Raw genomic sequence first — 15677 nt, forward strand, 5'->3', positions numbered from 1 at the left:
GGCCACGGTGCATAGCCGTCCGGTCCCCGCTTGGCAAGGCGAGACCGTGCAGCGCGCGCTCGGCGATGCAGGCGGGACACGCCGGGACGGGGAAGCGCATGAGCGGCCCCGCGCGTCCTTGACGGGCGCGGATGTGGCGGGAAGGGTCCGGTCGTACCGGGCGCGCCGGTTGCCGGAACATCGCCATGTCGTTGATCGCACGCCTGCGGGCCTATGCCGCCGAGGCCCTCGGCGTCGCCGCGCACGAGGCGCCGGGCGACGACACCCATCTGGCCGCCACCGCGCTCCTCGTCCACGTGGCGCGGGCCGACGGCATCCTGGCGCCGGCGGAATCGGAGCGCCTCGCGCGGCTGGTGCGCGGGCGCTACGCCGTGAGCGCCGAATCCGCCGACGCCCTGATCGCACGCGCCGCCGCCTTCGATTCGGAGACCCGCGACGTGGCGAGCCTCGTCGAGATGCTGCCGCACGAGGCCGATGCCGGCGAGCGCGGGCGCATCCTGGCGATGGCGTGGTCGGTGGCCGCCGCCGACGGCACCATCGACGAGTTCGAGGAGGCCTTGGTCTGGCGCCTCGGCAAGCTCCTGGGCTTCGACGAGGCCGGGATCGCGCGGGCCCGCGGCGAGGGTGTTCCCGGCATCGCCCTCGATCCGGCCTGAGCGGCGGCGATCGATGATCGCGAGCCTCACCCTGATCCTGCTGGCGCAGCTGCTGGGCGAAGGCCTCGCTCGCAGCGCCGGCCTGCCCGTCCCCGGCCCGGTCCTCGGCATGGCGCTGATGCTGGCCTTCCTCGTGCTGCGCGACCGGCGCTCGCTGCGCCTCGCGCAAATCCTGCCGAAGCCGCTCACCGATGGAACGCTGGAGACGACGGCGCGCGGGCTGCTTTCCAACCTGTCGCTGATGTTCGTGCCGGCCGGCGCCGGGATCGTCGGGCGCCTCGACGTGGTCCAGGCGCAGGGCCTGCGCCTTGCCGTCGTGGTGGTGGTCTCCACCGCCGCTGCGCTGGTCGCCACCGTCCTGGTCTTCCTCTGGGTCGCGCGGTTGACGGCGCGGACGGGGAGCGAGCGGTGAGCGGCGAGTTCGCGGTCTGGGTCTACCTCGCGCGCACGCCGCTGCTTTGGCTGACGGTGACGCTCGTCGCCTACCTCGTGGCCGACCGGATCTCGGCGGCGAGCGGGCGGCACCCGGTGGTAAACCCGGTGCTCATCGCCATCGCGATCACCAGCACGGTGCTGACGCTCACAGGCACCCCCTACGCCACCTATTTCGACGGCGCGCAATTCGTCCACTTCCTGCTCGGGCCGGCGACGGTGGTGCTGGCGATGCCGCTCTATGAGCACCGCGCCACGGTGATGCGCGCGCTCCTGCCGATGCTGGCGGCGCTGGTCTCCGGTTGCACGGTCGCCCTGGGAAGCGCGATCCTGCTCGGGCGCGCCCTCGGCATCCCGGAAGCGGTGATCGTCTCGCTCAGCCCGAAATCCGTCACCTCCGGCGTCGCCATGGGCATCTCGGAGGCGCTCGGCGGAGACCCAACGCTCACCGCGGTGCTGGTGATGCTGACGGGCATCACCGGCGCGATCCTGGTGACGCCGCTGATGCAGGCCCTCGGCATCCGGGACATGCGCGCGCGCGGCTTCGCGGTAGGGCTCGCGGCCCACGGGGTCGGCACCGCGCGGGCGTTCCAGGTCAGCGAGGTCGCCGGCACCTTCGCCGGCATCGCCATGGGTCTGAACGCTTTCCTCACCGCGATCTTCGTGCCGCTGGCCCTGCGCATCCTGTCCTGACGGTTCGCGGGCCTTCCGAGCCCGTGCGCGTCACGCCGCCAGCCGGTCGGCCACGTCCTCGGCGAGCGACAGGCTCGCGGTCAGGCCTGGGCTCTCGATCCCGAACAGGTGGACGAGGCCGGGCAGGCCGTGCTCCGCCGGCCCGTCCACGCGGAAGTCGGCGGCCGGCTCGCCGGGGCCGGTGAGCTTCGGCCGGATGCCGGCATAATCCGCGACCAGCGATCCGTCGGGCAGGCCCGGCCAGTAGCGCCGGATCGCGGCGTAGAAGGCGTCGCCGCGGGACGGGTCGACCCGGTAGTCGATCGCATCGATCCACTCGACGTCGGGCCCGAAGCGCATGCGGCCGGCGAGATCCAGGGTGAGATGGGTGCCGAGCCCGCCTTCGACCGGCGCGGGGTAGATCAGGCGTCCGAAGGCCGCCTTGCCGGTGAAGCCGAAATAGTTGCCCCGGGCCAGGACGCGACGCGGCACCCGCTCGGCCGGGTACCCGTCCGTGTGGGCGGCGAGCGTCTGCGCGTCGAGGCTGGCGGCGTTGACGACGGCATCGCACGGGTACTCGCCCGCCGTCGCGCCACCGAAGGTTGCGACCCAGCGGCCAGCCTTGCGCGCCAAACCCGTGACGGGAGTATGGAGCGCGATCGCCCCACCGCGATCCTCGAGCTCGCCCTGCAGGGCGAGCATCAGGCCGTGGCTGTCGACGATGCCGGTCTGCGGCGACAGCAGCGCTGCGGTGCAGGAGATGTTGGGTTCCAGGCGCCGGGCCTGGGCGGCGTCCAGCAGCTCCAGGCCTTCGACGCCGTTCTCGACGCCACGATCGCGAATCGCGGCGATCGTCCCGGCCTCGGCGTCCGTCGTGGCGACGATCAGCTTGCCGCAGGCGCGGTGGCCGATGCCGTGGCTCGCGCAGAGACGGTAGAGCATCCGCGCGCCGGCGACGCAGTGCTTCGCCCGGAGCGAGCCCGCCGGGTAGTACATCCCGCCGTGGATCACCTCCGAGTTGCGCGCGGACACGCCGGTGCCGATCGCCTCGGCCGCTTCCGCCACGACCACCTCGTGTCCCCGCAGTGCAAGGGCGCGCGCCACCGCGAGACCGACGACGCCCGCACCGACGACCAGGACTTCCATGTTGCGCTCCTCCGCATCCGGTTCTCGGCGACGATCGCCCAGCGGTAAAGACCTGAGCCGCGCCCAAACCGCCGCACTCGGCCGATGACCGCAAATGCAACCGGGAATTGTATAGCTTGGACTGTCGAGGCGTCGACGCGTCGGTGGTGGCCAACCTCATGCTCCCAAACGCGAAACCGCAGGGCGACGACCTCAGAGGCGTCTTATTGCAACCGACTTGAGCCTGTTAATCAATTCTAAGTAGATTTAAATCACTGATTGAGTCGCGCAGAAGTTGTGTTTCGGCCTTCCGCGCGCATAATCGTGCCGGGGCAGGCCGACCTGCCGCGACCGTTCCGGGTGATCGACGACGCCGACATCGAGTTCCCGGCGACAGCACGTTTGGACACGCACCGACCCGACAGCCTTCGGAAGGAGACGAACCGTGCAGACCACGACGGACCCCATCGCCCTCGCCGCGAAGATCCTCACCGCCTACGTCGCGCGCAACTCCGTACCGGCGACAGGCCTGCCGGACCTGATCCGCACGGTCCACGGCTCGCTCACGGGCCTGGCGACCCCGCCGAAGCCGGTGCTGGCCAAGCCGACCGATGCGCAGATCCGCGCCTCGATCCGCCAGGACACGATCGTCAGCTTCGAGGACGGCAAGCCCTACAAGGCGCTGCGCCGGCACCTCACGCTGCGCGGCCTGTCGCCCGAGGCCTACCGCACCAAGTGGGGCCTGCCGGTGGACTATCCCCTGGTCTCGGCCAGCTACAGCGCGCGCCGCTCCCTGATCTCCCGCACCATCGGACAGAACCAGCGCCTGCGGATGCAGCAGGCGGCGGAGTGATCCAGCGGGCTCTCGCTCGGACGCGCCTGCCGGAGGCGCGGGCGGCACGCCGCCTCGGTAAGCGAACGCGGCGAACGCTCAATCCTTGACCGGTCAGGCTGCGCCGGCACCGTCGCGATACAGGCCGGCGTGCTGGTCGCGCAGGATGTTCTTCTGGACCTTGCCCATGGCGTTGCGCGGCAGGTCGTCGGCGAATAGCACCCGCTTCGGGCACTTGAAGCGGGCGAGGCGCCCTTCGAGGTAGGCAAGCACCGCCTTCTCGTCGGGGGCGTCCTCGGCGCCGACCACGATTGCGGTGACGCCCTCGCCGAAGTCGGCGTGCGGCAGGCCGATCACCGCCGATTCGACGACGCCCGGCATCGCGTCGATCTCGGTCTCGACCTCCTTCGGGTAGACGTTGAAGCCGCCGGTGATGATGAGGTCCTTGCCGCGGCCGACGATGTGGACGTACCCACGCCCGTCCACCTTGCCGAGGTCGCCGGTGACGAAGTAGCCGTCCACCTTGAACTCGGCCGCGGTCTTCTCGGGCATGCGCCAGTAGCCCTTGAACACGTTCGGACCCTTCACCTCGATCATCCCGACCTGTTCGGGACCGAGCGCGGACCCCGTGTCCGGATCCACGACGCGTAGCTCGACGCCCGGCAACGGGAACCCGACCGTGCCGGCGATGCGCTCGCCGCCATAGGGGTTCGAGGTGCTCATGTTGGTCTCGGTCATGCCGTAGCGCTCGAGGATGGCGTGGCCGGTGCGGGCCTGCCATTCGGCGTGGGTCTCGGCGAGCAACGGCGCCGAGCCGGAGGTGAACAGCCGCATATGCGCGGTCGCCGCCTGGGTCAGGCCGGGATCCTTGAGCAGGCGGGTGTAGAAGGTCGGCACGCCCATCATGCTGGTCGCCCGCGGCATCAGCTTGAGGATCAGGCCGGCGTCGAGCCGCGGCAGGAACAGCATGCTGCCGCCCGAGGCCAACACGGTGTTGATCGCCACGAACAGCCCGTGGGTGTGGAACACCGGAAGCGCGTGGATCAGCATGTCGTCGGCGGTGAAGCGCCAGGCCTCGACCAGCGTGCGCGCGTTCGAGGCGAGGTTATCGTGGCTGAGCATGGCGCCCTTCGAGCGCCCCGTGGTGCCGGAGGTGTAGAGGATCGCGGCGAGATCCTCCGGCCCCCGCGCCACGTCCGCGAAGTCCGCCCCTTGCGCGTCAGCCGCCTCGGCGATGGTGCCTCGGCCGGCGGCGTCGAGGGTGAGCACGCGGGTGGTACCCGCATTCTCGGCGACCGGCGCCAAAGCCGCGCGCTTGGCCGGGTCGCAGACGAACAGGGCGGGCTCGGCGTCGCCGAGGAAGTAGGCGACCTCGGCCGCCGTGTAGGCGGTGTTCAGCGGTAGGAAGACCGCGCCGGCCCGGACCGCGCCGAGATAGAGGAACACCACCTCGGCGCTCTTCTCGACCTGCACCGCGACCCGGTCGCCAGGGCGGACGCCGGCGGCAACGAGGGCGTTCGCGTAGGCGCCGCTGCGCGCGAGCATGTCGGCGTAGCTGTGGCGGCGCCCGTCCGGAGTCTCGATGAAGGTCTTGGCCGCGGCCTCCGCCGGCAAGGCCTCGCGGATCAGCGCGAAGAGATGATTCGTCATGACACAACGCCCAGCGGAACGGATGATCGACTTCGGCCCACCCGCCTCACGCCTCGGCGAGGGCGACGGAGCGCGGCGGCGGCAGGTTGGCGCGCAACTCGCGCGAAACGGCGCCGGAGGCCGACACCGTGCCGAGGTTGGCATAGGTCTCGTGGTTCTTCTCGATCGCCGACAGGTCGTAGAGGTAGTTGACCATCAGCCCGTAGGACTGCTTCAGCCCCTTCTCCGAGACGTCGCCGAGGAAGTTGATCCGCTCGAGCCGGGCACCGTTGCCGAGGTGGAAGCGGGCCACCGGATCGAGCGGTCGGCCCCGTTCGTTCTTGGCGCGCAGGAAGTAGGCGGCGGCGGCCGGCAGCAGCGCCTTGCGCACGGCGTCGGACTTCGCCTTATCGGTCGCCCAATCCGGTTCGTCGAGTTGGCGCAACGCCTCGATGTCGTCGCGGGTCAGGCCCTGCGGGGCGTCCGCGCGCCGCTCGCGGTCGAGCCAGCGCGCGAAGCCCGGGACTGGTGAGAGCGTGACGAAGGTCTTCAGGGTCGGGATCTCGCGGGCGAGGTCCTCCACCACCTGCTTGATCAGGAAGTTGCCGAAGGTGACGCCGGCCAAGCCCTTCTGGCAGTTCGAGATCGAGTAGAAGATCGCCGTGGTCGCTGACTTCAGCGGCAGCGGGTCGCGCGCCTGCGACAGGATCGGCGCGATCGCCGGCGCGATCGCGCTCGTCAGGGCGACCTCGACGAAGATCAGCGGTTCGTCGACCAGCGCCGGGTGGAAGAAGGCGAAGCAGCGCCGGTCCACCGGCTGGATGCGGCGGCGCAGGTCGTCCCATCCGGCGATCTCGTGGACCGCCTCGTAGCGGATGATCTTTTCGAGGATGTGGGCCGGCGTCGTCCAGTCGATGTGGCGCAGCACCAGGAAGCCGCGATTGAACCACGAGGCGAACAGGTGCTCGAAATCCGAATCGAGGCTGTCGGCGGCGTCGATCAGGTTGGGCTCGCCCTCGTCGCGCAGGATTCGGCGCAGGTCGAACAGGTCCTCGCGCATGCGCACGAGGCTGAGCGTCCCGTCGCGGGCGAGATTGAGGCGGCGGATCAGCTCCTGGGAGCGCGGCTCGGCCGATTCGTGCAGGCTTCCGAGGCGCGCGCGGGTCGGGTCGGCGCGGTAGGCCTCGATCGCGGCGTCCACCGCGTCGTGATCCGCGTCGAACTCGATGGCGATGAGTCGCAGGAAGGCGTGGCGCTCGTCGGTGCCCAGCGTCGCGTAACGGTCGAGGATCAGCCGCGCCAGGGCGACGCCGGAGGCTTCGCCGCGCCGCGAGATCAGGTCGTCGCAGAGTTTGACCAGTTCGGCGGCGTTGGCCCGGGCGGCGAGGTCGCCGCGGCCGATGCCGATGAGGTCGCGACCGCGATCGCTGATGGTCTGGAGGAGGTCGCCGAAGAAAGAGATCGCCGCCATGGATCGCCGTCCGCGTCTCGCCTCGAAACCGGCCGCCGCGGAGGCCCCGGTCGTCCCGGACGGCGATGCCGTCGGCCACACCGTTTACGGCGTGACGGCGCGCGGGACCAGACCCTCCGGGCGAGGTACGACGCCCTATCGGCGCTCGTCGCCGGCCTGCGCCACCACGGCGCTGTCGGCGCGCTCGCGCCAGTCGCCCAGGCCGTACTGGCGGGCGAACTTCAGCTCGGCGGCCCGCCGGGCGCGGTCGGGGTCGCGCGCGCGATGGATCTCCACCGATCCGATGGTGAAGGGAAGCCCGAAGATCTGCTTCTCGAAATCCACCCGGTAGTTCGGCATGAAAATCCTCTCCTTCTCGAAGCGTCGGATGCGCTCCGCGGCACGAATCGGTGTCATCCGTCGCATGAACGGCATCAGAACCCGGAACGCCTCGATCGACAAATCGATTGCGAGCGATCGGGCCGTGCGCGGAACAACGTTCCGCAAAGGAACATAGGGAGGCGGGTCCGGAATCGACACCGGGTGCGCCACTCCTACGCGGCCGTGCCCCGCGCCACCCGCCGTTGCCATGGCACCGGACCCCGCCTAGGCGACTTTCGATCACCCACCATGCGAGAGCCGACCGACATGCTCACAGCGCCGAACCGCTCGCGCGATCCGAAAGCCCGCTCGTGAGCGACGTCTCGACGGTTTCGCCGCATCCGGCTCTGAGCACGACCGCGCGGATCGGGCTGACGCTGATCGCCGGCGGTGCGGTCGCCAACATCTATTACAACCAGCCGTTGCTCGGGCTGCTCGTGGCCGATTTCGGGCCGCGCGCCGCCCTGTGGGTGCCGACCGCGTGCCTCGTCGGCTACGGGCTCGGCATCGTCGGCCTCGTGCCGCTCGGCGACGCCTGGCCCCGGCGCCAGCTGATCATCGCGCAGTTGCTCGCGCTGAGCGTGGTGTTGGTGGTCGCGGCACTCAGCCCGAATCTATCCGTCCTGGTGCTCGCGAGCCTGCTGATCGGCTTCCTCTCGTCGGCGGCGCAGCAGGCGGTGCCCTTCGCGGCGGAACTCGCGCCGGATGCCAGCCGCGGGCGCGTCGTCGGGCAGGTGATGACCGGGCTGCTCTCGGGCATCCTGCTCGCCCGGACGGTCAGCGGCTTCGTCGGCGCGCATCTCGGCTGGCGGGCGGTGTTCTTCGCGGCCGCCGCGGTCTCGCTCGGGATGGCGGCGATCGCGGCGGCGACCCTGCCGCGCACGGAGGCCAAGCGTCTGCGCTACCGCGCGCTGATGCTGTCGATCCTGCACCTGGCGAAGACGCAGCCCGTGCTGCGCAACGCCAGCCTGTCGCAGGCGCTGTTGTTTGCCGCCTTCAATGCGTTCTGGGTGACGCTCGCGCTCCTCGTGGAGGCCGAGCCGTTCAACCTGACCGCGGCCGGCGCCGGGCTGTTCGGGGTGATCGGCGTCTGCGGCGCGCTGGTGGCACCGGTCTCGGGCCGGTTCACCGACCTGCGCGGGGCGCGGCCCGTGGTGGTCGGCGGCAGCCTCCTCGTCGTCGCGGCCTTCGCGGTGCTCTGGGCCGGCGGCACGTGGTCGCTCGGCGCCGTGGCCGTCGGCGTGCTGCTGATCGACATCGGCATGAACGGGGCACTGATCGCCAACCAGACCCGCGCCTACGCCCTCGTCCCCGGCGCCCGCGGGCGGATCAACACAGTGCTGTTCACGGCGATGTTCGTGTTCGGGGCGATCGGCGCCTACGCCGGATCGCAGGCCTTCCTGCTCGCCGGCTGGGCCGGGGTCTGCTTGGTGGGCATCGCCTTCGCCGTCGCCGCCCTCCTCGTCGCCGTGTTCGATCGGCGCCCCACCCTGACCTGAGGATCCGCCCTCACCGGAGGATCCGCGACAGGCGGCACCAGGCGTCCTTGTCCGCGGGAAGCCCGAAGCGCAGGCGCGCCGACGCCTCCGTGAAGCGCCGGACATGGATGCCGGCCTCGCCGAGCCGTCGGAACAGGCCCGGCGCATCGGGGAAGTCGGCGGTGCGAAACAGGACGGTCCCGCCGACCGACGTACCGCCTGCCCGCGCGATCATGCGGTCAAGCCGTCCCGCGTCGGCGGCGCGCGCGGCTGCGGCCTCGCTGCGCCACGTCGCGTCGCCGAGGGCGGCTCGGCCGATCGCCAGCGCCGGCCCGGCGACGGCCCACGGCCCGAGCGCGGCGGCGATCCGGCGCGCGTGGCCCGCCTCGGCGACGGCGAAGCCCAGCCGCAGGCCCGCGAGCCCGTAGGTCTTGCCGAAGGAGCGCAGCACCACGAGTCCCGGGCGGAGATAGGGACACAGGCTCACGACGGACTCGAAGTCGGCGAAGGCTTCGTCGACGAGGAGCATCCCGCCGCGGGCGGACAGGTCGTCGGCCGCCGCCAGCAGGGTCGACGCCGGCCAGGTCCGGCCGTCGGGATTGTTCGGGTTGACCACGACGACGACCTGCGCGTCCCCGGCCTCGCCGAGGTCGCGCACCGCCGAGACCGCATGCCCGGCCCGCGCCCAGGCCGCCGCGTGCTCGGCATAGGTCGGCCCGACGACGGCGGCCGCGCTCGGCGCGACGAGGCGCGGGATCGTCTCGATCAGGATCTGCGTGCCCGGCGCCGGCACGATGCAGGAAGCCGCCGCGCCGTAGGCCCGCGCCGCCGCCGCGCGCAGGGCCGCGTGGTCGGCCACCGAGGGCAGCCGGTGGAACAGGGTGGCGTCGAGCGGCGGGCAGGGATAGGGGACCGGATTGATCCCGGTCGAGAGGTCGAGCCACGGCTCCGGCGCCTGCGGGAACATCCGGCGCGCCGCGTCGAGGTCGCCGCCATGGGCGATCGGCTCCCCCTCGGGCACACCGAAATCCCAGACGCCATGTCCTCCGCGCTCGCTCATCCGCCCGACACGCTCGCCATCCTCGCCCTCGCCCTCGCGATCGAGGCGGCCTTCGGTTATCCGGACGCGCTCTACAGGGCGCTCGGCCACCCTGTCACCTGGATCGGCCGGCTGATCGCCGCGCTCGACCGCGGGCTGAACCGAGGGGCTGCCCGGGCGCGGCGGCTCGGCGGGGTGCTCGCCCTCCTGATCCTCGTCGCCGTCGTCGGCGCCGTCGCGCTCGGCCTCACGGCGCTGGCGGGACTGGCCGGCACGCTTCCCGCGATCGCGCTGCTCGCCTTCGCCAGTGCCAGCCTGCCGGCGCAGCGCAGCCTCGACGAGCACGTCGCCCGCGTGGCGGAGGGCCTGCGGGCCGAGGGCCTCGTCGGCGGTCGCCGTGCGGTCGCGATGATCGTCGGGCGCGATCCGGAGACTCTGGACGAGGCCGCGATCTGTCGCGCCGCGATCGAGAGCCTGTCGGAGAACTTTTCCGACGGCATCGTCGCGCCGGCGTTCTGGATCGGGCTCGGCGGCCTGCCGGGCGGTGCGCTCTACAAGGCGATCAACACCGCCGACAGCATGGTCGGCCATCGCACCCCGCGTCACGAAGCGTTCGGCTGGGCCTCGGCCCGCCTCGACGACCTCGTGAATCTGCCGGCCTCGCGGCTCACCGCCGTGCTGATCGTCACCGCCGCCGGGCTCCATCGCGGCGCCTCGCCGGCCGGCGCCTGGCGCGCGATCCGCCGCGACGCACGCCGCCACCGGTCGCCGAACGCCGGCTGGCCGGAGGCGGCGATGGCGGGCGCGCTCGGCCTGCGGCTCGCCGGCCCGCGGGTCTACGCCGGCGTCGCGGTCGAGGATGCCTGGATGGGCGACGGCCGCGCGGCGGCCACCGCCGAGGACATCGCGCGGGCGCTGCGCCTCTACCGCACCGCCTGCGCACTGCTGTGGGGGCTCGCGACCGTCGGCGCCTTGCTCGTTACGCTCTGAACCGCGGCGCGGCGGCCGGCGTCGCGCTGCAGGGCGCCGAGCACCACGAAGACGAGGCACGAGCCGACCACGAGGCAGGCCGAGAGGAAGATCATCGGCACGAGGTCGCTGCCGCTGCGGTCTCGGATCATCGGCACCGCGTTCTGTGCGATGAAGCCGCCGAGGTTGCCTACCGAGTTGATCGCCGCGATGCCGGCCGCGGCCGAGGCGCCCTTCAGGAAGGTCGGCGGCAGCGACCAGAACACCGGCTGCGCCGAGAAGATGCCGGCGGCGGCCACGCACAGGCAGGCGAACTTCAGGCCCGACCCCGGCACAACCACGCTCAGCGCCAGCGCCGCGGCCGCGACGAGCCCCGGCCCGACCACGTGCCAGGTCTGCTCGCCCGTCCGCGAGGAATGCCGCGGCACCCACCACAGGGCGAACCCGGTGACCACCCACGGGATGATGTTGATGAAGCCGTTGACGGTGTTGGTGACGCCGAAGCTCCGCACCACCGTCGGCAGCCAGTAGCTCAGGCCGTAGGCGCCAAGCGGGAACGCGACGTAGACGCTGGCGAGCATCCACACCCGCCGGTCGAGGAGCGCCGCGAACGGGTTGCCGTGCTCGACCTTGCCGCCGGCCTCGCGCTCCTGTTCCAGCGTCCGGCTGAGCCAGTCGCGGCCGGCGCGATCGAGCCAGGGCGCCTTCTCCGGTCCCTCCGGCAGGACGAGCAGGACGATCACCGCAAGGAACAGCGCCGGCACGCCGGTGCTGACGAAGACCCACTGCCAGCCCTTGAGCCCGAGCGCGCCGTCGAGGTCGAGCAGCGCCCCGCCGACCGCCGCGCCGACGGCGTTGGCCACCGCGCTCGCGATCATGAACCAGCCGATCATCGCGGCGCGGTGCTTCTGCGGGAACCACAGGGTCAGCACGAACAGCACGCCGGGGAAGAAGCCGGCCTCGGCGACGCCCAGCAGAAAGCGCAGCACGTAGAACATCACCGTGTTCTGGGTGAAGCCGAGCAGCACCGTGATCAGGCCCCAGGTCGCCATGATCCGGGCGAACCACAGCCGCGCGCCGACCCGCTCCAGGATGACGTTGGCGGGCACCTCGCATAGGAAGTAGCCGAGGAAGAACAGCGACGCGCCGAGCCCGTAGACGCTCTCGCTCAATCCCAGATCCCCGACCATCTGCAGCTTGGCGTAGGAGATGTTCTGCCGGTCGATGTAGGCGACCAGGTACATCACCCCGAGCAGCGGCATCAGCCGCCACGTCACCGTCGCGATCGTGCGCCGGGCGAGCGCGTCGTCGGCCGCGGTGTCAATGGGCGTCATAGGGCGTTCCTCGGCGTCCGGCGGTCCCTTCGCGAAGGACCGCGCTTTCGGCGGAGCCTAGGCCGGGACGCGGCGCCTGCCTATCGGGCGGTGGCGCGGTTCGGAGCGCGTATCACCCGCGACGGGAACAGGACCCGCTCGCCTGTCACGCGCGCGAGTCCCTACCGGGCCAGCGCCAGCAGCCGGTCGCAGTCGACGTGGCGTTCGAGGTGCAGGGCGAGCGCGTCGAGCACCCGCTCGATGCCGGCCTCGTAGGAGGCGCCGTCGGATCGCGCGCCGAGGCGGGCGAGCCAGGCGGCCCGCTGCCGGTCGTCGGAAAACAGCCCGTGAACGTAGGTGCCGCAGACCAGCCCGTCGGCCGACACCGCCCCGTCGGCGCGTCCGTCGGCCAGGCGCAGCAGCGGCCGGCTCGAATCGGCGCCGGTCGTGTCGCCGACATGCATCTCGTAGCCGGAGAACGGGATGCCGTCGGGCAGGCTCGTGCCGGAAACCGCCTCGAGGCGCTTCAGGGGCGTCATCACCGTGTCGACCTCGAGCAGCCCGAGCCCCGGAACGGTGCGCGGCGCGCCCTCGATGCCGTCTGGGTCGGACAGCGTCCGCCCGAGCATCTGGTAGCCGCCGCACAGCCCCAGGACCCGCCCGCCGCGGCGTAGATGCGCCCGCAGATCCCCGTCCCATCCCTCCGCGCGGAAGAAATCGAGGTCGTCGATCGTGGTCTTGGATCCCGGCAGCAGCACCAGGGCCGCGTCGCCCGGGATCGGCTCGCCGGAACGCACCAGCACCACCTCCACCGCCGGCTCGGCGCGAAGCGGATCGAGGTCGTCGAAGTTGGCGATCCGGGGCAGGACCGGCACGGCGATGCGGGTCGCGGCCGGGCCGGCCGACCCAACGAGCCCGAGCACGTCCTCGGCCGGCAGGCGCGCGGCCTGCGGAAAATGCGGGATCAGGCCGAGGCTCGCCCAGCCGGTGTGGCGCGCGATCAGGTCCATCCCGTCGGAAAACAGGGTCGGGTCGCCCCGGAAGCGGTTGACCAGGAAGCCGACGATCATCGCGGCGTCGTCCGGGTCGATCACCGCCTTGGTGCCGACGAGGCTGGCGATGACCCCGCCGCGGTCGATGTCCCCGAGCAGCACCACGGGCGTGTCGGTGGCGCGGGCGAAGCCCATGTTGGCGATGTCGCCGGCGCGCAGGTTCACCTCGGAGGCCGAGCCAGCACCCTCGACGAGGATGAGGTCGGCCTCGGCCTTCAGCCGCGAGAAGCTGTCGAGCACCGCTTCCAGCAACCTCGGCTTCCAGGCCTGGTAGTCGCGTGCCTTCACGGTCGCGACCATGCGGCCCTGCACCACAACCTGCGAGCCGACCTCGCTCTGCGGCTTGAGCAGCACCGGGTTCATGTGGATCGACGGCGCGACGCCGGCCGCCCGCGCCTGCAGCGCCTGCGCCCGCCCGATCTCGCCGCCGTCGGCGGTGACGGCGGCGTTGTTCGACATGTTCTGCGGCTTGAACGGGCGCACGCGCAGCCCGCGCCGGGTGAAGGCCCGCGCGAGCCCGGCGACGATCAGCGACTTGCCGACGTCGGAGCCGGTGCCCTGGATCATCAGGGCGCGGGTCATGCCGTCACCGAAGGCATGGCGAAGGAAGAAAGATGTCCTTCCTCCTTCCGCGCGGCATAAGCTCGCCAGAAAGCGGAGCGATCGGATGCAATGAAGCGAACGATCAGAGTGCTTCCTGAAAATCGGAACCACGCCGTCATGCAAAGCGACGGCGACCATTTCGCCATTGATACGATCGTGCACCCGACCCTGATCGCCCCGCTCGACGGGCTTCCATCGCTCGATCGCGAAGGCGATATCGAGCCTGTCGATCGGGCAGAGCCGGACCCAGTGGATTTGTAGGCCGATGCTTGCGCGGCGCTCGCACATTGCCCGCATTCGCGGACAACGGCCGCGAGTTCGACCGCGTCGAAAATTTGCGCATCGAGGACTGGCTGGCCTGGAAGGCGCACCACGCCGCGCCGACGACCGATCAAAACTCGATGCCCTCCTGCGCCTTCACGCCCGCTGCGAAGTGGTGCTTCACGCTGCCCATCTCGGTGACCAGGTCGGCGGCTTCGATCAGCGCGGGCTTGGCGTTGCGGCCGGTGACGACGACGTGGAGGTCCGGGCGGCGGGCCTTGAGCGTCGCGACCACCGCATCGAGGTCGAGGTAGTCGTAGCGCAGCGCGATGTTGAGCTCGTCGAGGATGAGCAGGCGGATGCCGGGGTCGGCCATCAGGTCGGTCGCCTGGTTCCAGGCGTTGAGGCAGGCGGCGATGTCGCGAGCCTTGTCTTGCGTCTCCCAGGTGAAGCCCTCGCCCATGGCGTGCCACGCGACCCGGTCGCCGAAGACCTTGAGCGCATGCGCCTCGCCGGTGTCCCAGGCGCCCTTGATGAACTGCACGATGCCGACCCGGTGCCCGCGTCCGAGCATGCGGAGCGCAAGGCCGAGCGCCGCCGTGGTCTTGCCCTTGCCGGGGCCGGTGTTGACGATGAGGAGCCCCTTCTCGATCGTCTTGGCCGCCACCTCGGCGTCCTGAACCGCCTTGCGCTTCTCCATCTTCTCGCGATGGCGCGTCGCGTCGTCAGGCTTGGCGTCGTCAGGCTTGGCGTCGTCGGGCTTGGCGTCGTCGGTCATGACGTTCCCTGCGGTTTCACGGTCAGCGGCAACCCGGCGACCGTCAGCACGACGCGGTCGCATTCGGCCGCGAGGGCCTGGTGGAGGCGCCCGGCCGCATCGCGGAAGCGGCGGGCGAGCGCGTTGTCCGGGACGATCCCGAGGCCGACCTCGTTCGAGACCAGAACGAGGGGGCCCCGCGCCGCCCGGCAGGCGATGACCAGGGCCTGCGTCTCGGCGTCGAGGTCGGCGTCGGCGAGGATCAGGTTCGTGAGCCACAGCGTGAGGCAGTCGACCAGCACCGGTCCCGGCGCGTCGGCGATCGCCGCGGCCAGCGCCGTCGGCACGTCCCGCGTGATCCAGTCGCCGGACCGGCGGGACCGGTGGAGGGCGATCCGCGCGCGCATCTCGTCGTCCCAGGCCTGCGCCGTTGCGAGGTAGAACCAGGGGCCGGGCTCCGCCTCGATCAGCCTCTCGGCGTAGGCGCTCTTGCCCGAGCGCGCACCGCCGAGCACGAGGGTCGTCCGAGGCGCGGCCTGCTGCATGGCGAAGACCCATGCCCCAACCGTGGCGTGCCCGTCAAAGCCTCCGTTGTGCGGGTGCGCCGGACAGGCTATGGCTGGTGGAGACGGTGCCCCGGAGACGGGGTGAAAAGGGAATGCGGTGAGGGGAAACCCGATTCCGCGGCTGCCCCCGCAACTGTGAGCGGTTAGCTCCTGCCCTCGGCCACCGATGTTTCGGGAAGGCGGCAGGCGCGGCGATCCGCGAGCCAGGAGACCTGCCGTCCCCCGCGCTTTCTCGAACGCCGCCGGCGGGGCGGCCGGAGATGTTGTCGACATGACCACCCAGACCCTCACCCAAACCGGCACCCGCGCGAACGAAGGCTTCGTCGCCATCGCCGTCGCCGCCATGCTCGGCCTCGGGCTCGTGTTCCTCGCCGGCTTCTCGCCCGCCTCGGCGCTGCACAACGCGGCGCACGACTTCCGGCACACGCAGAACTTCCCCTGCCATTGACCGCCTGAACCCAG

17 protein-coding genes and 1 riboswitch are annotated in these 15677 nt (G+C 71.4%); of the genes, 8 read left to right on the top strand and 9 right to left on the bottom strand.

The genetic code is table 11. The features are described from left to right. Nucleotides 1-185 precede the first annotated feature (185 nt). The 3 genes from FV226_RS00425 to FV226_RS00435 are packed head-to-tail and all read left to right on the top strand — an operon-like array spanning nucleotide 186 to nucleotide 1781. On the top strand, nucleotides 186-656 hold the full coding sequence (locus FV226_RS00425) for a TerB family tellurite resistance protein (RefSeq protein ID WP_147761357.1): 471 nt from the start codon (nucleotides 186-188) through the stop codon (nucleotides 654-656). Between the two features lie 13 nt (nucleotides 657-669). Beyond that, nucleotides 670-1068, top strand: a complete 399-nt coding sequence (locus tag FV226_RS00430) for a CidA/LrgA family protein (protein ID WP_147761358.1) — start codon at nucleotides 670-672, stop codon at nucleotides 1066-1068. Beyond that, nucleotides 1065-1781, top strand: a complete 717-nt coding sequence (locus tag FV226_RS00435) for an LrgB family protein (RefSeq protein ID WP_147761359.1) — start codon at nucleotides 1065-1067, stop codon at nucleotides 1779-1781. The genes FV226_RS00430 and FV226_RS00435 overlap by 4 nt, the downstream gene beginning before the upstream one ends. Nucleotides 1782-1811: 30 nt before the next feature. On the opposite strand, the gene FV226_RS00440 is transcribed toward FV226_RS00435, so the two are convergent. Next, nucleotides 1812-2906, bottom strand: a complete 1095-nt coding sequence (locus tag FV226_RS00440) for an NAD(P)/FAD-dependent oxidoreductase (protein ID WP_147761360.1) — start codon at nucleotides 2904-2906, stop codon at nucleotides 1812-1814. Nucleotides 2907-3330: 424 nt separating this feature from the next. Between FV226_RS00440 and FV226_RS00445 the strand changes: the two genes are divergently transcribed. Continuing rightward, a complete protein-coding gene (locus tag FV226_RS00445; protein WP_147761361.1) occupies nucleotides 3331-3738 on the top strand; it encodes a MucR family transcriptional regulator in 408 nt (135 codons plus the stop codon). A 93-nt stretch (nucleotides 3739-3831) separates the two neighbouring features. On the opposite strand, the gene FV226_RS00450 is transcribed toward FV226_RS00445, so the two are convergent. The 3 genes from FV226_RS00450 to FV226_RS00460 all read right to left on the bottom strand — a co-directional run bounded on the left by FV226_RS00450 (nucleotide 3832) and on the right by FV226_RS00460 (nucleotide 7156). Continuing rightward, entirely contained in the window at nucleotides 3832-5367 is a 1536-nt protein-coding gene (locus FV226_RS00450) for a malonyl-CoA synthase (RefSeq protein WP_147761362.1), read from the bottom strand. Between the two features lie 46 nt (nucleotides 5368-5413). Beyond that, on the bottom strand, nucleotides 5414-6817 hold the full coding sequence (locus FV226_RS00455; RefSeq protein ID WP_147761363.1) for a malonyl-CoA decarboxylase: 1404 nt from the start codon (nucleotides 6815-6817) through the stop codon (nucleotides 5414-5416). Between the two features lie 135 nt (nucleotides 6818-6952). Then, nucleotides 6953-7156, bottom strand: coding sequence for a hypothetical protein (locus FV226_RS00460; RefSeq protein ID WP_147750156.1), 204 nt, complete (start codon nucleotides 7154-7156; stop codon nucleotides 6953-6955). A gap of 332 nt (nucleotides 7157-7488) precedes the next feature. Between FV226_RS00460 and FV226_RS00465 the strand changes: the two genes are divergently transcribed. Further along, the gene (locus FV226_RS00465; protein WP_147761364.1) at nucleotides 7489-8676 is read left to right on the top strand and encodes an MFS transporter; all 1188 of its coding nucleotides are present in this window, start codon (nucleotides 7489-7491) and stop codon (nucleotides 8674-8676) included. Between the two features lie 10 nt (nucleotides 8677-8686). Here FV226_RS00465 and cobD read toward each other — a convergent pair whose 3' ends face one another. After that, nucleotides 8687-9715: a threonine-phosphate decarboxylase CobD gene (gene cobD / locus FV226_RS00470; RefSeq protein ID WP_147761365.1), complete on the bottom strand. Its 1029-nt coding sequence runs from the start codon at nucleotides 9713-9715 to the stop codon at nucleotides 8687-8689. Between cobD and cbiB the strand changes: the two genes are divergently transcribed. Next, complete coding sequence (cbiB, locus tag FV226_RS00475) at nucleotides 9695-10684, top strand: adenosylcobinamide-phosphate synthase CbiB (RefSeq protein ID WP_147761366.1); 990 nt, start codon at nucleotides 9695-9697, stop codon at nucleotides 10682-10684. The two genes, cobD and cbiB, sit on opposite strands and share 21 nt — an antisense overlap. Here the strand turns inward: cbiB and FV226_RS00480 are convergent. Next, nucleotides 10618-11997, bottom strand: coding sequence for an MFS transporter (locus FV226_RS00480; protein WP_147761367.1), 1380 nt, complete (start codon nucleotides 11995-11997; stop codon nucleotides 10618-10620). The two genes, cbiB and FV226_RS00480, sit on opposite strands and share 67 nt — an antisense overlap. 161 nt (nucleotides 11998-12158) lie before the next feature. After that, nucleotides 12159-13610, bottom strand: a complete 1452-nt coding sequence (locus FV226_RS00485) for a cobyric acid synthase (RefSeq protein WP_187278692.1) — start codon at nucleotides 13608-13610, stop codon at nucleotides 12159-12161. Between the two features lie 90 nt (nucleotides 13611-13700). On the opposite strand from FV226_RS00485, the gene FV226_RS00490 reads away from it, so the two are divergent. Continuing rightward, nucleotides 13701-13892 carry a hypothetical protein gene (locus tag FV226_RS00490; RefSeq protein WP_147761368.1) on the top strand — a complete coding sequence of 64 codons (192 nt, stop codon included), beginning with the start codon at nucleotides 13701-13703 and terminating at the stop codon, nucleotides 13890-13892. Nucleotides 13893-14022: 130 nt separating this feature from the next. Here the strand turns inward: FV226_RS00490 and cobO are convergent, their stop codons facing one another. After that, on the bottom strand, nucleotides 14023-14670 hold the full coding sequence (cobO, locus tag FV226_RS00495; RefSeq protein ID WP_147761369.1) for a cob(I)yrinic acid a,c-diamide adenosyltransferase: 648 nt from the start codon (nucleotides 14668-14670) through the stop codon (nucleotides 14023-14025). Continuing rightward, nucleotides 14667-15194, bottom strand: coding sequence for a bifunctional adenosylcobinamide kinase/adenosylcobinamide-phosphate guanylyltransferase (gene cobU, locus FV226_RS00500; protein WP_147761370.1), 528 nt, complete (start codon nucleotides 15192-15194; stop codon nucleotides 14667-14669). The genes cobO and cobU overlap by 4 nt, the downstream gene beginning before the upstream one ends. Nucleotides 15195-15261: 67 nt before the next feature. Beyond that, nucleotides 15262-15450: riboswitch (cobalamin riboswitch) on the top strand. Nucleotides 15451-15486: 36 nt separating this feature from the next. Here cobU and FV226_RS00505 point away from each other — a divergent pair. Beyond that, nucleotides 15487-15663 (top strand): CbtB-domain containing protein, encoded by a 177-nt coding sequence (locus FV226_RS00505; RefSeq protein ID WP_147761371.1) that lies wholly within the window; start codon nucleotides 15487-15489, stop codon nucleotides 15661-15663. Nucleotides 15664-15677 lie beyond the last annotated feature (14 nt).

It is taken from the genome of Methylobacterium sp. WL12, assembly GCF_008039475.1.
GTDB lineage: Bacteria > Pseudomonadota > Alphaproteobacteria > Rhizobiales > Beijerinckiaceae > Methylobacterium > Methylobacterium cerastii.

What these genes read in the sequence shown, in the direction of transcription:
- FV226_RS00425 (WP_147761357.1), top strand. Translation starts at nt 186, where the DNA reads ATGTCGTTGATCGCACGCCTGCGGGCCTATGCCGCCGAGGCCCTCGGC.
- FV226_RS00430 (WP_147761358.1), top strand. Translation starts at nt 670, where the DNA reads ATGATCGCGAGCCTCACCCTGATCCTGCTGGCGCAGCTGCTGGGCGAA.
- FV226_RS00440 (WP_147761360.1), bottom strand. Translation starts at nt 2,906, where the DNA reads ATGGAAGTCCTGGTCGTCGGTGCGGGCGTCGTCGGTCTCGCGGTGGCG.
- FV226_RS00450 (WP_147761362.1), bottom strand. Translation starts at nt 5,367, where the DNA reads ATGACGAATCATCTCTTCGCGCTGATCCGCGAGGCCTTGCCGGCGGAG.
- FV226_RS00455 (WP_147761363.1), bottom strand. Translation starts at nt 6,817, where the DNA reads ATGGCGGCGATCTCTTTCTTCGGCGACCTCCTCCAGACCATCAGCGAT.
- FV226_RS00460 (WP_147750156.1), bottom strand. Translation starts at nt 7,156, where the DNA reads ATGCCGAACTACCGGGTGGATTTCGAGAAGCAGATCTTCGGGCTTCCC.
- cbiB (WP_147761366.1), top strand. Translation starts at nt 9,695, where the DNA reads ATGTCCTCCGCGCTCGCTCATCCGCCCGACACGCTCGCCATCCTCGCC.
- cobD (WP_147761365.1), bottom strand. Translation starts at nt 9,715, where the DNA reads ATGAGCGAGCGCGGAGGACATGGCGTCTGGGATTTCGGTGTGCCCGAG.
- FV226_RS00480 (WP_147761367.1), bottom strand. Translation starts at nt 11,997, where the DNA reads ATGACGCCCATTGACACCGCGGCCGACGACGCGCTCGCCCGGCGCACG.
- FV226_RS00485 (WP_187278692.1), bottom strand. Translation starts at nt 13,610, where the DNA reads ATGACCCGCGCCCTGATGATCCAGGGCACCGGCTCCGACGTCGGCAAG.
- FV226_RS00490 (WP_147761368.1), top strand. Translation starts at nt 13,701, where the DNA reads ATGAAGCGAACGATCAGAGTGCTTCCTGAAAATCGGAACCACGCCGTC.
- cobO (WP_147761369.1), bottom strand. Translation starts at nt 14,670, where the DNA reads ATGACCGACGACGCCAAGCCCGACGACGCCAAGCCTGACGACGCCAAG.
- cobU (WP_147761370.1), bottom strand. Translation starts at nt 15,194, where the DNA reads ATGCAGCAGGCCGCGCCTCGGACGACCCTCGTGCTCGGCGGTGCGCGC.
- FV226_RS00505 (WP_147761371.1), top strand. Translation starts at nt 15,487, where the DNA reads ATGACCACCCAGACCCTCACCCAAACCGGCACCCGCGCGAACGAAGGC.